Source organism: Burkholderia alba (assembly GCF_034721475.1).
Taxonomy (GTDB): Bacteria; Pseudomonadota; Gammaproteobacteria; order Burkholderiales; family Burkholderiaceae; genus Burkholderia; species Burkholderia alba.
The window spans coordinates 146,417-161,491 of record NZ_JAWJWL010000006.1; the positions used below are offsets into that span (position 1 = coordinate 146,417).

Here is a 15,075-nt window from a genome sequence, read left to right on the forward strand (position 1 = left end):
GGCACGGCGGCCGCCGGATGCGCCGGGAATGCCGATGCGTGTTGGGTCCATGCCTCCGCCCGCCGAACGTTTCGCGAGATATCTTGACGCGCGCTACACGTGCGGCGCGTACTCGGGGGCATCGCCGCGAAACTGGTTCTCCGAATCGATCATCCGGCGCTTGAGCGGCGGCACGTGATTCACGATCCGCATCCCGGTGCGCATCACGCCCAGCGCGACGCGCCCGACCACCGGGCGATGCACGGCGCCTCGGTCGTCGAATTGCTTGCGCGACTCGGCCACCGCATGAAAACCGTACGCCCGCATGTTCCGCTCGTAGTCGGCCACCGCGTCGAGCAGCGAACGCGTGCCGCGCGCCGCTTCGCCGAGACGCATCGCGAGCAGGCGCGCGTCGCGCAGCGCGGTATTGGCGCCGACGCCGCGGCCGGGTGTCATCAGGTGTATCGCGTCGCCCAGCACGGTGACGTTCGACGCGGGCCACGGATCGACGGGCACCGACGTGCGCACGTCGATCGCGATGGTTGTCGTGACGTCGGAGGCGCGGATCAGCGCGCGCAGGTTCGGGTGCCAGCCGTCCGTCATCTGCGTCGCCAGCGCGAGGCGGGCGGCAGGATCGAGCCGGGTCGGATCGGCGGGGAGGTTGCGGCGCGCGCCCCACAGGCCCCACATCAGGTAGTCGCGGGTGTTGTCGTACAGCAGCCCCGGCCAGCGCGCGAGCAGCGCGGCGTCGCTCGCGCCCACGCCGGGCTTCACGCCCGCGCGATCCCAGTTGAACTCCATCGTGTGCAGGATCGCGCCGTAGCCCTTCGGCGCGGTGACGAGCGTGATGCCGTCGAGGACTTTCGACGGCAGCAGCGCGCGGTTTTCCGCCGTCATCGGCACTTTCGCACCGACGCTCAGGATGCCGGTGTCTTCCAGCCGGGCGTGCGGCAGCAACTGACGCCGCACCTTCGAGCGCGCGCCGTCCGCGCCGACCAGCAGGTCGGCCGTCGCGCGGGTGCCGTCGGCGAACAGCGCACCGACGCGGCCGTCGGGATGCGGCTCGTACGACACGAAGGTCTTGTCGAAATGCACGCAGTCATCGAGCCCCGTCAGCAGTACCTGGCGCAGCGTCATCCGGCTGACCGACTTGCCGCCGTCCAGTCGGTCGTCGCCGATCTCGACCGACAGCAGTTCCGTCATCCGCTCGGTCAGCATGTTGAAATGCCCGGGGGTACGGGCGCAGGTGGCGAGGAAGGTTGCGAACAGATCCGGCGGCAGCGTTGTGCGCAAAGCCGCGATGCCGTGCTCGTTGATGCCCACCCGGTAGCCCTGCAGGCCGTCGGTGCGCGTGCGGTCGCGCTCGTAGACGTCGACCGCGATGCCGGCGCGGCGCAGCCCGTGCGCGAGGCAGAGGCCGCCCGTTCCTGCACCGATGATGGCGACCTTGAGGGGGCGGGGGGAAGCGGACGGGGTGGACATGGCGGCCTCGGCGTCAGGGTTGGTCGGACGGCGCATCCTGTTGGGCGAAGCGCTCGGCGACTTCGCGCAGCCAGGCTTCGCTCCAGGTGAGCGCGCCAACCTTCAGATGGCCGACCACGCTGCGCACCCAGTTGAGCTCGGTTTCGAGCGTGGCTTCCATCAGCTCGCCCTCGAGCAGGAAGAGTCGCGGAATCTGCATCGCCTGTGCGGCGTTGCGAGCGGCAGCGTGGCGCGCAAGCTCGCGCTCCAGCGCGCCGATCCGGGTTTCGAGCTGGCGGCGCGCGTCGTCGACCGACAGCAGCGGCAGGATCGACAGCGCGGCCGGGAACGACGGAAACTCCCGCGCCGGGTGGGCCAGCTGCTCGCGCAGCCACATGCGCGCGGTATCGCGGCCTTCGTCGGTGATCTGATAGACGGTCCGCTCCGGGAATGCCCCGTCGCGCTCGGTTTCGCGCACGGCGATCAGATCGTCCCTCAGCAGCCGATCGATCGTCTGGTAAAGGCTGTTGCGCTGTCGGACGTTGATGACCTCGTCCTTGCCGCGCATCTTGATGAGCTGCTGCATCCGGTACACATGCATCGGGGCTTCGGTGAGCATCGCAAGCACGGCAAGCGCCAGCGGAGAGTATCGCGCCATAATATAAGTAGTTCAGTTATTTCTAGTTATTCTATGACTAGACATAAATGCGCGCAAGCCCGCCGAGCCTTATGCGGCGGCCCGGCTGTATCGACGCGTCAGCCGACGTGGGTGCGTTTCGCGGGTGACGCGAGGGTTTCCATCGTCGCAAGCCCGTGCACGATGCCGCAATCCTCGACCGTGTGCTCGCCCTGGCATTGTTCGCGCAGCTCGGTGAGCTGGGCCTTCAGATGCAGCAATTCCCTGAGCCGGGCGTCCACATGCCCGATGTGCTCGTCGAGCAGCGAATTGATCGAATTGCAGCGGTCGGCGGGATCGTCGGTGAGGTGCAGCAGCGCGCGGATCTCGTCATGCGTCATATCGAGCGCGCGGCAGTTGCGGATGAAGCGCAGCCGTTCGACGTGTACATCGCTATAGCTGCGGTAGTTGGAATCGGTCCGTTCCGCGTCGGGCATCAGGCCCTCTTTCTCATAGAAACGAATCGTTTCGGGCGTGCAGCGCGCCGCTTTGGCCAGTTCGCCGATTTTCATTCGAATCTCCTTACGGAAAGGGTTGACCCTGTAGTGGCTTCAGGGTGTTAACTGTACACCGTTAGCCATCCAGGAGGTTGCAATGACCGAAGCCACCCAAGTGCGAGACCGGCTCCGCGAACCCGAGCATGTCCATGACGATACGTGCGCCGGACACGCGCACGAGCACGCCCGCGACAACGCATCGACCGCCGCGCGCCCGCACGGCGGTGGCGGTGCGCCCGCGCACGACCACGACCACGACCACGCCGGCCATCGGCACGGCGACGAGCAGGACGGCGCCGCGCACGTTCACGGCGCGGGGTGCGGTCACGGCCACTCGGCCGGGCATGATCACGACCACGGCGCGGACGGCCATGACCATCGTCACGCGAAAGGGCATGACCACGATCACGACCACGGCGCCGCCGGCCATCAGCACGATCACGCCGGCGACCACGATCACGATCACGCCGCGGGCGCCTGCTGCGCGCCGGCCGCGGTCGCGCTCGCGCCGCTGCCCGGCAGCCGGGCGGTCGCGAACGGCAACGTGCGCTCGGCCTTCCGCATCATGCAGATGGACTGCCCGACCGAAGAAACGCTGATCCGCAAGAAGCTCGGCGGCTTGAAGGACGTATCGGCGCTGGAATTCAACCTGATGCAGCGGATGTTGACGGTGGACCACGTCCCCGGCGCGGAAGACACGATCACGGGCGCGATCCGTTCGCTCGGCATGACGCCCGAAGCGGCGGGCGGCGCATCCGCGCAACCCGGCGGCGCGGCGCTGCCCGCCGAACGCGCGAAGCCGTGGTGGCCGCTCGCCGTCGCCGGCGCGGCGGCGATCGCATCGGAGGCTGCCACCTGGTTCGGCCTGCCGACCTGGCTGGCCGCGGTGCTCGCGGTGCTGGCGGTGGCCGCGTGCGGCCTGACCACCTACAAGAAAGGCTGGATCGCGATCCGCAACGGCAACCTGAACATCAACGCGTTGATGAGCATCGCGGTCACGGGTGCGATGGTGATCGGCCAGTGGCCGGAAGCCGCGATGGTGATGGTGCTGTTCACGGTCGCCGAACTGATCGAGGCGAAGTCGCTCGACCGCGCGCGCAACGCGATCCAGGGCCTGATGCGTCTCGCGCCCGATACCGCGACGGTCCGTCAGCCCGACGGCTCGTGGGCGACGGTCGAAGCCGCGCAGGTCGTGCTGGGTGCCGTCGTGCGGGTGAAGCCGGGCGAGCGCATCGGCCTCGACGGTGAAATCGTGTCCGGCCGCTCGACGGTGAACCAGGCGCCGATCACGGGCGAAAGCCTGCCGGTCGAAAAGGCGCAGGGCGATCCGGTATTCGCCGGCACGATCAACGAATCGGGCTCATTCGAATACCAGGTGACCGCGATCGCGGGCAACACGACGCTCGCCCGCATCATCCACGCGGTCGAGGAAGCGCAGGGCGCGAAGGCGCCGACTCAGCGTTTCGTCGATCAGTTCGCGCGGGTGTACACGCCGATCGTGTTCGCGATCGCGCTGCTGGTCGCGATCGTGCCGCCGCTGCTGATCGATGGCGCGTGGCGCGACTGGATCTACCGCGCGCTGGTGCTGCTCGTGATCGCTTGCCCTTGCGCGCTGGTGATCTCGACGCCGGTGACGATCGTGTCCGGACTCGCGGCGGCCGCGCGGCGCGGCATCCTGGTGAAGGGCGGCGTGTATCTCGAGGAAGGCCGCAAGCTGGTCTGGCTCGCCCTCGACAAGACCGGCACGATCACGCACGGCAAGCCGGTGCAGACCGACTTCGAAATGCGGGCGGCCGACGTCGATGCCGCGCAGGTCAAGCATCTGGCCGCGAGTCTCGCCGGCCGCTCCGACCACCCGGTCTCGCAGGCGATCGCCGCGGCGGGCAAGGTCGAGGCAGCGAATGCGAACACCGGCACGGCGTTCGCGGAAGTGAGCGAGTTCGAGGCGATTCCGGGCCGGGGCGTGCGCGGCGTCATCGCCGGCACCGCGTACTGGCTCGGCAACCACCGGCTGGTCGAGGAACTGAACCGCTGCTCGCCCGCGCTCGAAGAGCGTCTCGACGCGCTCGAGAAGCAGGGCAAGACGGTCGTGATGCTGATCGACCAGACGCGGGTGCTGGGGCTGTTCGCCGTGGCCGACACGGTGAAGGAAACCAGCCGCGCGGCGGTGGCCGAACTGCACCAGCTGGGCATCCGGACCGCGATGCTGACGGGCGACAACCCGCACACCGCGACGGCGATCGCGCGGCAGGTCGGCATCGACGATGCGCGCGGCAACCAGCTGCCCGAGGACAAGCTCGCGGCCGTCACCGAACTGACGGCGGGGCGCGGCTCGGTGGGGATGGTCGGCGACGGCATCAACGATGCGCCGGCGCTCGCGCGCGCCGACATCGGTTTCGCGATGGGCGCGATGGGTACCGACACCGCGATCGAGACCGCCGACGTCGCGCTGATGGACGACGATCTGCGCAAGATTCCCGCATTCGTGCGGTTGTCGAAGGCGACCCACAGCGTGCTCGTGCAGAACATCGTGTTCGCGCTGCTGGTGAAGGCGGTGTTCCTCGGTCTGACGATCGCGGGGCTCGGCACGATGTGGATGGCGGTGTTCGCCGACGCGGGCGCGAGCCTGATCGTGGTCGGCAACGGTTTGCGTCTATTGCGTCAACAACGCTGAAGGAGGCGACGATGAGCTTGCTCAAATGGATTACCGGCGGCCACGGCCGCGGCGGAAACGGCGGCGGCGGCCATGGGCGCGGCCACGGCGGCGGACATAGCGGCTACGGCTGGGGCAATCAGGGCGGTCATGGCGGCGGGGGCTTCCCGCCGCCGGGGCCGGGCGGCCCCGCGCAGAGCCAGGCCTGCTCGCGCTGCGGGACGATCAACGCCGCCGCCGCGCAGTTCTGCTCGCAATGCGGCACATCGCAGCGGGCGGCGGCATGCGGCAAGTGTAATGCGACGCTTGACGCCGGCGCACGCTTTTGCCAGCAGTGCGGCACTCAGGTCGCGTGAATCCCGGTGCGCGCCGGCGGCGTCAGGCAGCCGGTGCGCATCGATCCGGTTGACTCGCTTGCCGCCGCCGCCCGCGCTCGCCGGTTCGCGGCGTTCAGCGCAGCGGCAGGTGAATTTCCGTCAATAGATCGACAGGCTTCGCGTTCTCCGGCGAATTCAGATACAGCTCGAAGGACGGTGCATCGGCCGCCTCCCGGCCCGAGTTGGGCAGCCAGGTGCCGTACAGCCAGTCATAGGTGTCCTTCAGGTTCTGGTATGGCCCTCGGTGCACCAGCACCGCGTAGTCGCCGCCCGCGATCACGGTACGCTCGACGGGCGCCGCCGCCTCCACGGCCAGCGGCCCCGCGCCGAGCGCGAAGCACGCCTTCGAGCGCAACTGCGGCGCGGGCGTCGCGTCCGGATCGTCGTAGAAGATGCCGATGCAGCGGGTGTCGGGGCCGAACAGGTTGCGTTCGCCGAGCCATCGCGACAACACCTCGAAGGCGCGGCCGATTTCAGGATATGGCCCGATATGCTCGACCGAGAGCACCTCGATCGGTTCGAGCCGGCGAAACGTGACGGCATGCTGAGTCATCTGTCGTTCTCCCGTTGCGGATGGGTAGGGGGTGCGCTGCACGCCTTCGCGCCGATACTGCGCGGGCGGCACGCCGAACGCGTCGCGAAAGGCGCGCGTGAACGCATGCGGCGAGCCGTAGCCGGCGCGGCGCGCGACGGTGCCGATCGGCAGCGCCGAATGCACCAGATCCTCCGACGCGCGCGCGAGCCGCATGCGCCGCACGGTCATCACCACCGATTCGCCGTACATCCCCTGATAGATCCGATGCCAGTGATAGGGCGACAGGCACGCGATTTCCGCGAGCCGGTTCAGGTCGAGCGCATCGTCGAGATGGGCGCGGATGTAGTCGTGCACGCGGTCGATGCGCGAGCGGTAGCGGGACCAGCAGGGCGTGGCGGGCATCGGCGCGGCGACGAAGGAAGGGACGCCCAACATAGCACGGCGGCTTTTGACAAATCTTGCTGATATCGTCCCGAGCGGCGGGCGCCGGAACCGGTGCCGCCGGTTGACGGCCATCTGTCGCTATTTGCAGAGAGACAGTGCGGCGAGTTGCGTCATTTTTCTGACTAATGTTTAAGTACGGTGAAATCCGATTGAACCCGTCATCGTTCCCCGTGTAAGGTCGCGCTAGCAGCCCCGTTTTTTCGGAGTCCGCAGGTTGTCCATCGATGTCCAACCGCAGCACCACGCTTTCGGGAGAGAACAAATGGATTCATCCAGCTTCTTGACATCGCTGCAAAGCACCTTGGGCGTCTACCTGCCCAAGATCGCCGGAGCACTCGGCATCCTGATCGTCGGCTGGCTGATCGCCGTGATCGTCCGGGCCGGCGTGCGCAAGCTGCTGAGTGCGCTGAAGGTCGACAAGCGTATTGCGGACAGTACCGGGCAGGGTGCGCAGATCGAAGGCATCATCGCGGGCGGCCTGTTCTGGCTGATCCTGCTCGTGACCGCGGTCGGGATCTTCAACGTCCTGAATCTCTACGCGGTATCGAATCCGTTCTCGCTGCTCGTCACCAAGATCGTCAACTATCTGCCGAACCTGATCGGCGGCGCGGCGCTCGCATTGATCGCGTGGCTGATCGCATCGCTGCTGAGAAGCGTCGCGGAAAAGGCGCTGAAGGCGAGCAAGATCGACGGCAAGCTGTCCGAAACGGCCGGCATGAAGCCGATGAGCGGCTATCTCGGCGACGTGCTGTTCTGGTTGGTGATCCTGATGTTCATCCCGGCGATCCTCGCCGCGTTCGATCTGAACGGCCTGCTGTCGCCGGTGCAGGGGATGGTCGACAAGATCCTCGCGATCGTGCCGAATATCTTCGCGGCCGTGGTGATCGGCTTCGTCGGCTGGGTGGTCGCGAAAATCCTGCGCGGCCTCGTCACCAACCTGCTCGTGGCGGCGGGCGCCGACCGGCTCACGCAGAACGTCGACAGCCGCACCCCCGTGAAGCTGTCGAGCCTGATCGGTACCGTGGTCTACATCTTCGTGTTCGTGCCGACCCTGATCTCGGCGCTCGATGCGCTGAAGATCGAGGCGATCTCGCGGCCGGCCACCAACCTGCTCGACCAGTTCCTCGGCGCGGTGCCCGACATCGTCGCGGCGGTGGTGATCCTGCTCGTCACGTTCTATGTCGCGCGCTTCGTCGCGGCGCTGGTGGAGAAGCTGCTGGTTGCGGCGGGCGTCGACGGCCTGCCGGCGGCGCTCGGGCTCGAGCGGGTGTTTTCGGGCGTATTGCAGCCGTCGGTGCTGACGGGCCGGCTCGTGATTTTCTTCGCGATGCTGTTCGCGGCCGTCGAAGCCGCCAACCGGCTCGGCTTCACGCAGGTGCGCGACGTCGTCACGCTGTTCATCGAGTTCGGCGCGCACATCCTGATGGGCGGCGTGATCCTGGTGATCGGCTTCTGGCTCGCGAGCCTCGCGCGCCGCGTGATCCAGCAGGCCGACCACGATCAGAGCGGCCTGCTCGCGAGGATCGCGCAGTTCGCGATCCTCGGCCTCGTGTTCGCGATGGGCCTGCGCGCGATGGGGATCGCCAACGAGATCGTGCAGCTCGCGTTCGGCCTCGTGCTCGGCGCGATCGCCGTCGCGGTGGCGCTGGCGTTCGGCCTCGGCGGCCGCGAAGCGGCGGGCAAGCTGCTCGACCGCTGGTTCAACACGCGCGGCGACAAGCGCGAATAAGCAACCCTGCAACGCGGCGCGGCCCGCCGCGTTGCGCGGGCGGGCCGAACAGGCGGACCGGCGGACTCACCGGTTCGCCTGTTTTCATGTGGGCGAGATGGGCGGCGCGATGCGCGCGGGGGCGGCGGACATCGCGCGGCACCCCGCGCACGACGGGCGCGCCGTCCCGCCGGACGGCCGTCGGCGGCCTATTCGCTTATGAAATGAAAGTCCGGACGTTTGCCGATTTTCGATAACACGTCGAATAATGACTCTCTACGATCGATCTTCAGTCGCGGCGCGGCCGACGGCCCGCCCGGCCAGCCGCCATTGAGGAGAGATCCATGCAGACAGCATCGAACGGCCGTCCGGGTGCGGGCGGCAAGGCGCCGCAACCGGCCCTCCAGCAAACGCTCGGCACCTGGCAGTTGTGGGGCATCGCGGTCGGGCTCGTGATTTCCGGCGAATACTTCGGCTGGAGCTACGGCTGGGCCAGCGCCGGCACGCTGGGCTTCGTCGTCACCGCGCTGTTCGTCGCGGCGATGTACACCACCTTCATCTTCAGCTTCACCGAACTCACCACCTCGATTCCGCACGCGGGCGGCCCGTTCGCCTACGCGCGCCGCGCGTTCGGTCCGACGGGCGGCTATCTGGCGGGCGCGGCGACGCTCGTCGAATTCGTGTTCGCGCCGCCCGCCATTGCGCTGGCGATCGGCGCGTATCTGCACGTGCAGTTCCCCGGTCTCGAGCCGAAGCATGCGGCGATGGGCGCCTATCTCGTCTTCATGGCGCTCAACATCGTCGGCGTGCAGATCGCGGCCACGTTCGAGCTCGTCGTCACGCTGCTCGCGATCTTCGAGCTGCTGGTGTTCATGGGCGTCGTGTCGCCGGGCTTCTCGTGGAGTCATTTCACGAAGGGCGGCTGGGCGGGCGCCGATCATTTCAGCGTCGGCGCGTTCCACGGCATGTTCGCCGCGATTCCGTTCGCGATCTGGTTCTTTCTCGCGATCGAAGGCGTCGCGATGGCGGCCGAGGAGGCGAAGAACCCGAAGCGCTCGATCCCGATCGCCTACGTGGCCGGCATCCTCACGCTCGTCGCGCTCGCGATCGGCGTGATGGTGTTCGCGGGCGGCGCGGGCGACTGGACTCAGCTCGCCAACATCAACGATCCGCTGCCGCAGGCGATGAAGTACATCGTCGGCGCGAACAGCGGTTGGATGCACATGCTGGTGTGGCTCGGCCTGTTCGGCCTCGTCGCGTCGTTCCACGGCATCATCCTCGGCTATTCGCGCCAGATCTTCGCGCTCGCCCGCGAAGGCTACCTGCCCGAATGGCTCGCGAAGGTGCATCCGCGCTTCAAGACGCCGTACCGCGCGATCCTCGCGGGCGGCGTGGTCGGCATCGCCGCGATCTACAGCGACGAGCTGATTCAGTTCGGCGGCCAGACGCTGACCGCGAATATCGTGACGATGTCGGTGTTCGGCGCTATCGTGATGTATATCGTCAGCATGGCGGCGCTCTTCAAGCTGCGTCGCACGCAGCCCCGGATGGAGCGTCCGTTCCGCGCGCCGCTGTATCCGTTCTTTCCGGCGTTCGCACTGGCCGCCGCGCTCGTGTGTCTCGCGACGATGGTGTATTTCAACGGGCTCGTCGCGCTGGTCTTCGTGATCTTCCTCGCGCTCGGGTACGGCTACTTCCTCGCCACCGGCTCGCAGCGCGCGGCGGCGCCGGTAGAGGCGCTGCTGGAGGAGTGAACGCGGCATGCGCGCGGCCGGCGCGCGGGCAGCAGGCGGCGCGTCATGCGGGACGGCGCGCCGCGGGTACGACAAGGAGCACCGCACCAGATGGCTTATACGGAGACGATCGGCCCGCGCAGCTACCGCTTCGCGGATCTGAAAACCCTGCTCGCGAAGGCGAGCCCGCTGCGTTCCGGCGATCAGCTGGCGGGGGTCGCGGCCGCGAGCGAGGAGGAGCGCGTTGCCGCGAAGATGGCGCTCGCGAACGTGCCGCTTTCGACTTTCCTGAACGAAGCGCTGATTCCCTACGAAGACGACGAGGTGACCCGGCTGATCGTCGACGATCATTCGCGCGATGCGTTCGCGGAGATCGCGCACCTGACCGTCGGCGATTTCCGTAACTGGCTGCTGTCGTCGGCCGCGGACGGCGCCGCGCTCGAACGGATCGCGCCGGGTCTGACGCCCGAGATGGTCGCGGCGGTGTCGAAGCTGATGCGCAACCAGGATCTGATCGCGGCCGCGCGCAAGCGGCGCGTCGTCACGCGTTTTCGCAACACGATCGGGCTGCCGGGGCGCATGTCGGTGCGCCTGCAGCCGAATCATCCGACCGACGACGTGAAGGGCATCGCCGCCTCGATGCTCGACGGGCTGATGTACGGCTGCGGCGATGCGATGATCGGCATCAACCCGGCCACCGACAGCCTCGCGGCGATCGTGAAGCTGCTCGTGATGATCGACACGTTCCGCGAGCGTTATCGGGTGCCGACGCAATCGTGCGTGCTGACCCACGTGACGAACACGATCGCGGCGGTCGAGAAGGGCGCGCCGGTCGATCTGGTATTCCAGTCGATCGCCGGCACCGAGAAGGCGAACGCGAGCTTCGGCATTTCGCTCGCGCTGCTGCGGGAAGCGCACGACGCGGCGCTGTCGCTGAAGCGCGGCACGGTCGGCGACAACCTGATGTACTTCGAAACCGGGCAGGGCAGCGCGCTGTCGGCGAATGCGCACCACGGCGTGGACCAGCAGACCTGCGAGGTGCGCGCCTATGCGGTCGCGCGCAAGTACCGGCCGTTCCTCGTCAACACGGTGGTGGGCTTCATCGGGCCGGAATATCTGTACGACGGCAAGCAGATCATCCGAGCGGGGCTCGAGGATCACTTCTGCGGCAAGCTGCTCGGCGTGCCGATGGGCTGCGACATCTGCTACACGAATCACGCGGAAGCCGACCAGGACGACATGGACACGCTGCTGACCCTGCTCGGCGCCGCCGGCATCAACTTCATCATGGGCATTCCCGGCGCGGACGACGTGATGCTCAACTATCAGAGCACGTCGTTCCACGATGCGCTGTACGTGCGCGAGGTGCTCGGCCTGCGCCGCGCGCCCGAATTCGAGGAATGGCTGGAGGCGATGGAGATCGCCGATGCGCGCGGCGCGCTGCTGTCGGCGTCGCCGCGCCAGCCGCTGCTCGCGGGCGCGCACGAATGGATGGGGCTCGACCCATGAGCGATGCCGTCGAAAAGAATCCGTGGGGCGGCCTGAAGGCATTCACCCAGGCGCGGATCGCGCTCGGCCGCGCGGGCAACAGTCTGCCGACCGCGCCGTTGCTGGCGTTCAACCTCTCGCATGCCCAGGCGCGCGACGCGGTGCACCAGCCGCTCGACGCCGATGCGCTGCATCGCGACCTGCGCGCGGCCGGTTTCGCGTCGCTCGATGCCGAAAGCGCCGCGCCGGACCGCCAGCACTATCTGCGGCGGCCCGATCTGGGGCGGCGATTGTCCGATGCGAGCCGCGAGGCGCTTGCACGGGCGGGCCGCGCGGCCGGCGAGCCGCCGGACGTCGTGTTCGTGATCGGCGACGGGCTGTCCGCGTTCGCCGCCGCGAAGCAGGCGCTGCCGCTGCTGCAGGCGGTGCGCGCGCGGCTCGACGGCTGGCGGATCGGGCCGGTCGTGGTGGCGCGGCAGGCGCGCGTCGCGCTTGGCGACGAAATCGGCGAACTGCTTCGCGCGCCGCTCGTCGCGATGCTGATCGGCGAGCGGCCGGGGCTCAGTTCGCCGGACAGTCTCGGCGTGTATCTCACCTATGCGCCGAAGGTCGGTTGCCACGATGCGCTGCGCAACTGCATTTCGAACGTGCGGCCGGAAGGGCTGCCGCACGACGCGGCGGCGCACAAGCTGCATTACCTGATGACGCACGCGCGGCGGCTCGGCGTGACGGGCGTCGGGCTCAAGGACGACAGCGATGCGCTGCTGCCCGGCGCGCCGGCGGCGCCGCTGCAGGTGGAGTAATCGGCAAGCGTCGACGGCAGGGCGGATGTTGCCGCCGTCTACGTCGACTGGAACAGTCGCGCGCACATGAAATCGACAAACACGCGCAGCTTCGGCGACAGTTGCCTGCTCGACGGCCACAGCACGGAGAACTGCCCGGGATCGATCGGGTGGTCGTCCAGCACGGTCGCGAGCGCGCCGTCCGCGAGCGCGTCGCGGGCGAGGAAGTCCGGCATGTAGCCGATGCCGAAACCCGCGATCACGGCCGCGCGCAACGCCTCCATGTTGTTGCAGGTCATCGCGGTGCGCAGGTACGGCGGCTCGCCGCGGTCCGGCGCGAGCGCCCACGGCTGGAGCTTGCCGGTGGTCGGGAAGCGGTAGCGCACGCACCCGTGCGCGGCGAGATCCGGCAGCGTGCGCGGCGTGCCCGTCTGCGCGAGATAGCCGGGCGCCGCGCACAGCAGGAAGCGGAACGGCCCGAGGCGCCGCGACATCAGGCTCGAATCGGTCAGCTGGCCGCTGCGGATCACCGCATCGAAACCGCCGTCGACGACGTCGATCAGCCGGTCGTTGAAATCCAGGTCCAGCTCGATATCCGGATAGCGCTGCCTGAATTCCGGCAGCACCGGCAGCAGGAAGCGGTAGCCGATCACGGGCAGGCTCACCCGCAGCCGGCCGCGCGGCGTCTGCGCGGCCTCCGACAGCATCGCCTCCGCGTCGCGCAACTCCTCGAGGATGCGGTGGCAGCGTTCGTGGAAATGCCGCCCTTCGTCGGTGAGCGTGACCTTGCGCGTGGTGCGGTGAAACAGCCGCACGCCGAGCGACTGTTCGAGTTTCGCAATGGTCTTGCCGACCGCCGACGCGGAGATGCCGAGCCTGCGCCCGGCCGCGACGAAGCTCAGGGTCTCCGCCGTGCGCACGAAGGCGACGATGCCGTTGAGATTGTCCATCCGGGTCCGATTCCCGAAGAAGTCATTCGATTCAGGAATTTAACTCCGCTATTTGCGGAGTTGCACGTCATTTTTCTTTGATTAGATCCGAATTATCGTTCCTCACTCTGCCGGACCGTCGCTCATCGTCGAGCTTCGCGGGGCCGGCCTTCTTCGAGGAGCGGTGATGGACAGCACGTTTTCCCCTGTATCGGCGCGTCGGCGGGGCGTCATCCTGCTGGCGGTCTGCCTGGCCGCGCTCGCGCTGCCGCTCAGCTTTGCCGGCGGCGCGGTGGCGACGCCCGCGATCGGCCGCGATCTCGCGGGCGGGCCGGTGGCGATGAACTGGATCACCAACGCGTTCATGCTCACCTTCGGCAGTTTCCTGATGGCGGCGGGCGCGCTGGCGGATCAGTTCGGCCGCAAGCGGATCTTCACGATCGGCGTCGGCGGCTTCACGCTGTTCTCGGCGGCGCTCGGCTTCGCGCCGACGATCCTGGCGGTCGACTTGCTGCGGGCGGCGCAGGGCATCGCGGCCGCGGCCGCGCTGTCGGGCGGCACGGCGGCGCTCGCGCAGGAGTTCGACGGGCATGCGCGCACCCGCGCGTTCAGCCTGCTCGGCACGACCTTCGGGATCGGCCTCGCGTTCGGCCCGGTGCTGGCCGGCCTGCTGATCGAGCGTTTCGGCTGGCGCGCGATCTTCACGACGGGCGCGGTGGCGGGGGCGCTGTCGCTGTGGTTCGGCGTGCCGAGGATGCGCGAATCGCGCGACCCGAACGCGGCGGGCCTCGACTGGGCGGGCACGACGGCCTTCACGGGCGCGTTGTCGCTGTTCACGTTCGGCGTGATCCAGGCGCCCGAAAGCGGCTGGGCGAGCCCGCTCGTCGTTGGGCTGCTCGCGGGCGCGGCGGTGCTGGCCGCCGGATTCGTCGCGATCGAGGCGCGGGTGGCGCGGCCGATGCTCGATCTGTCGCTGTTCCGCTATCCGCGCTTCGTCGGCGTGCAGGTGCTGCCGATCGCGACCTGCTATTGCTACATCGTGCTGCTCGTCGTGCTGCCGCTGCGCTTCATCGGGATCGACGGGTACCGCGAACTCGACGCGGGCCTGCTGATGATGGCGCTGTCCGCGCCGATGCTGGTCGTGCCGCTCGTGGCCGCGACGCTGACCCGCTGGCTGTCCGCGGGCGTGATTTCGGGGCTGGGCCTGCTGCTCGCGGCGGCCGGGTTGTACTGGTTGAGCACGGCGCTCGACCACGGCGCCGGGCGCGCCGCGATCGGCCCGATGCTGGCGATCGGGATCGGCGCGGGCATGCCGTGGGGCTTGATGGACGGCCTGTCGATCAGCGTCGTGCCGAAAGAGCGCGCGGGGATGGCGACGGGCATCTTCAGCACCACGCGCGTCGCGGGCGAAGGAATCGCGCTCGCGACCGTGAGCGCGATCCTCGCGGCGCTCACGCAGACCCACGTGCGGCGGGCCGCGGCACTGGCGGAGGGCGCGCAGGCCCATCTCGCGGAAGCCGCCGCCCGGCTTGCGGCCGGCGATCTCGCTCATGCGGCGGGGGGGCTGCCGGGCGTCGCGCGCGACGTCCTGCAGCAGAGCTACCGCAGCGCGTTCGGCAGCCTGCTCGAAGGTCTGACGGTCGTCACGCTGCTGTGCGCCGTGGCTGTGTTCGTGTTCTTGAGCCGGGTTCGGGTGGGCGAGGCGGGGGCGGCGAACGAGCGCCGCGCGGAGACGAAGCCGGCGGGGCGGCCGCTCGTGCTGGAGCGCGAGTGCCGGTGAATGCGTGCGCGCGCCGCCGGATCGTACCGGAGG

13 protein-coding genes are annotated in these 15,075 nt (G+C 68.5%); 7 read left to right on the forward strand and 6 right to left on the reverse strand.

What is annotated here, in order from left to right:
- Window positions 1-93: 93 nt before the first annotated feature.
- From RZR99_RS08650 to RZR99_RS33280, 4 genes are all read right to left on the reverse strand, one after another.
- The gene (locus RZR99_RS08650; RefSeq protein ID WP_323119333.1) at window positions 94-1,461 is read right to left on the reverse strand and encodes an FAD-dependent oxidoreductase; all 1,368 of its coding nucleotides are present in this window, start codon (window positions 1,459-1,461) and stop codon (window positions 94-96) included.
- A 13-nt stretch (window positions 1,462-1,474) separates the two neighbouring features.
- On the reverse strand, window positions 1,475-2,098 hold the full coding sequence (locus tag RZR99_RS08655; RefSeq protein WP_323119334.1) for a PadR family transcriptional regulator: 624 nt from the start codon (window positions 2,096-2,098) through the stop codon (window positions 1,475-1,477).
- 98 nt (window positions 2,099-2,196) lie between these two features.
- Window positions 2,197-2,628, reverse strand: coding sequence for a Cd(II)/Pb(II)-responsive transcriptional regulator (gene cadR, locus RZR99_RS08660; RefSeq protein ID WP_323119335.1), 432 nt, complete (start codon window positions 2,626-2,628; stop codon window positions 2,197-2,199).
- A 61-nt stretch (window positions 2,629-2,689) separates the two neighbouring features.
- Entirely contained in the window at window positions 2,690-3,079 is a 390-nt protein-coding gene (locus tag RZR99_RS33280; protein WP_407655419.1) for a hypothetical protein, read from the reverse strand.
- 105 nt (window positions 3,080-3,184) lie between these two features.
- Between RZR99_RS33280 and RZR99_RS08665 the strand changes: the two genes are divergently transcribed.
- Together RZR99_RS08665 and RZR99_RS08670 are read left to right on the forward strand one after the other, a co-directional pair.
- Window positions 3,185-5,287, forward strand: a complete 2,103-nt coding sequence (locus RZR99_RS08665; RefSeq protein ID WP_407655420.1) for a heavy metal translocating P-type ATPase — start codon at window positions 3,185-3,187, stop codon at window positions 5,285-5,287.
- 11 nt (window positions 5,288-5,298) lie between these two features.
- Window positions 5,299-5,622, forward strand: a complete 324-nt coding sequence (locus RZR99_RS08670) for a zinc ribbon domain-containing protein (RefSeq protein ID WP_323119337.1) — start codon at window positions 5,299-5,301, stop codon at window positions 5,620-5,622.
- Window positions 5,623-5,716: 94 nt separating this feature from the next.
- Here the strand turns inward: RZR99_RS08670 and RZR99_RS08675 are convergent, their stop codons facing one another.
- Window positions 5,717-6,613 carry an AraC family transcriptional regulator gene (locus RZR99_RS08675; RefSeq protein WP_323119338.1) on the reverse strand — a complete coding sequence of 299 codons (897 nt, stop codon included), beginning with the start codon at window positions 6,611-6,613 and terminating at the stop codon, window positions 5,717-5,719.
- Between the two features lie 271 nt (window positions 6,614-6,884).
- Between RZR99_RS08675 and RZR99_RS08680 the strand changes: the two genes are divergently transcribed.
- The 4 genes from RZR99_RS08680 to eutC all read left to right on the forward strand — a co-directional run bounded on the left by RZR99_RS08680 (window position 6,885) and on the right by eutC (window position 12,354).
- A complete protein-coding gene (locus RZR99_RS08680) occupies window positions 6,885-8,351 on the forward strand; it encodes a mechanosensitive ion channel (protein WP_323119339.1) in 1,467 nt (488 codons plus the stop codon).
- Between the two features lie 323 nt (window positions 8,352-8,674).
- Window positions 8,675-10,084, forward strand: a complete 1,410-nt coding sequence (gene eat / locus RZR99_RS08685) for an ethanolamine permease (protein ID WP_323119340.1) — start codon at window positions 8,675-8,677, stop codon at window positions 10,082-10,084.
- A gap of 90 nt (window positions 10,085-10,174) precedes the next feature.
- On the forward strand, window positions 10,175-11,572 hold the full coding sequence (locus tag RZR99_RS08690; protein ID WP_323119341.1) for an ethanolamine ammonia-lyase subunit EutB: 1,398 nt from the start codon (window positions 10,175-10,177) through the stop codon (window positions 11,570-11,572).
- A complete protein-coding gene (gene eutC / locus RZR99_RS08695; RefSeq protein ID WP_323119342.1) occupies window positions 11,569-12,354 on the forward strand; it encodes an ethanolamine ammonia-lyase subunit EutC in 786 nt (261 codons plus the stop codon). The genes RZR99_RS08690 and eutC overlap by 4 nt, the downstream gene beginning before the upstream one ends.
- A 38-nt stretch (window positions 12,355-12,392) precedes the next feature.
- Here eutC and RZR99_RS08700 read toward each other — a convergent pair whose 3' ends face one another.
- Window positions 12,393-13,283 carry a LysR family transcriptional regulator gene (locus RZR99_RS08700; protein ID WP_323119343.1) on the reverse strand — a complete coding sequence of 297 codons (891 nt, stop codon included), beginning with the start codon at window positions 13,281-13,283 and terminating at the stop codon, window positions 12,393-12,395.
- A gap of 166 nt (window positions 13,284-13,449) precedes the next feature.
- Here RZR99_RS08700 and RZR99_RS08705 point away from each other — a divergent pair, with 166 nt between their 5' ends.
- Complete coding sequence (locus RZR99_RS08705) at window positions 13,450-15,042, forward strand: MFS transporter (protein WP_323119344.1); 1,593 nt, start codon at window positions 13,450-13,452, stop codon at window positions 15,040-15,042.
- Window positions 15,043-15,075: the final 33 nt, after the last annotated feature.

Excerpts from the sequence above, each read along its gene's own strand:
- RZR99_RS08700 (WP_323119343.1), bottom strand. The coding sequence starts at position 13,283 with ATGGACAATCTCAACGGCATCGTCGCCTTCGTGCGCACGGCGGAGACC.
- RZR99_RS08680 (WP_323119339.1), top strand. The coding sequence starts at position 6,885 with ATGGATTCATCCAGCTTCTTGACATCGCTGCAAAGCACCTTGGGCGTC.
- RZR99_RS08690 (WP_323119341.1), top strand. The coding sequence starts at position 10,175 with ATGGCTTATACGGAGACGATCGGCCCGCGCAGCTACCGCTTCGCGGAT.
- RZR99_RS08675 (WP_323119338.1), bottom strand. The coding sequence starts at position 6,613 with ATGTTGGGCGTCCCTTCCTTCGTCGCCGCGCCGATGCCCGCCACGCCC.
- eutC (WP_323119342.1), top strand. The coding sequence starts at position 11,569 with ATGAGCGATGCCGTCGAAAAGAATCCGTGGGGCGGCCTGAAGGCATTC.
- RZR99_RS08650 (WP_323119333.1), bottom strand. The coding sequence starts at position 1,461 with ATGTCCACCCCGTCCGCTTCCCCCCGCCCCCTCAAGGTCGCCATCATC.
- cadR (WP_323119335.1), bottom strand. The coding sequence starts at position 2,628 with ATGAAAATCGGCGAACTGGCCAAAGCGGCGCGCTGCACGCCCGAAACG.
- RZR99_RS08705 (WP_323119344.1), top strand. The coding sequence starts at position 13,450 with ATGGACAGCACGTTTTCCCCTGTATCGGCGCGTCGGCGGGGCGTCATC.
- RZR99_RS08665 (WP_407655420.1), top strand. The coding sequence starts at position 3,185 with ATGGACTGCCCGACCGAAGAAACGCTGATCCGCAAGAAGCTCGGCGGC.
- eat (WP_323119340.1), top strand. The coding sequence starts at position 8,675 with ATGCAGACAGCATCGAACGGCCGTCCGGGTGCGGGCGGCAAGGCGCCG.
- RZR99_RS08670 (WP_323119337.1), top strand. The coding sequence starts at position 5,299 with ATGAGCTTGCTCAAATGGATTACCGGCGGCCACGGCCGCGGCGGAAAC.
- RZR99_RS08655 (WP_323119334.1), bottom strand. The coding sequence starts at position 2,098 with ATGGCGCGATACTCTCCGCTGGCGCTTGCCGTGCTTGCGATGCTCACC.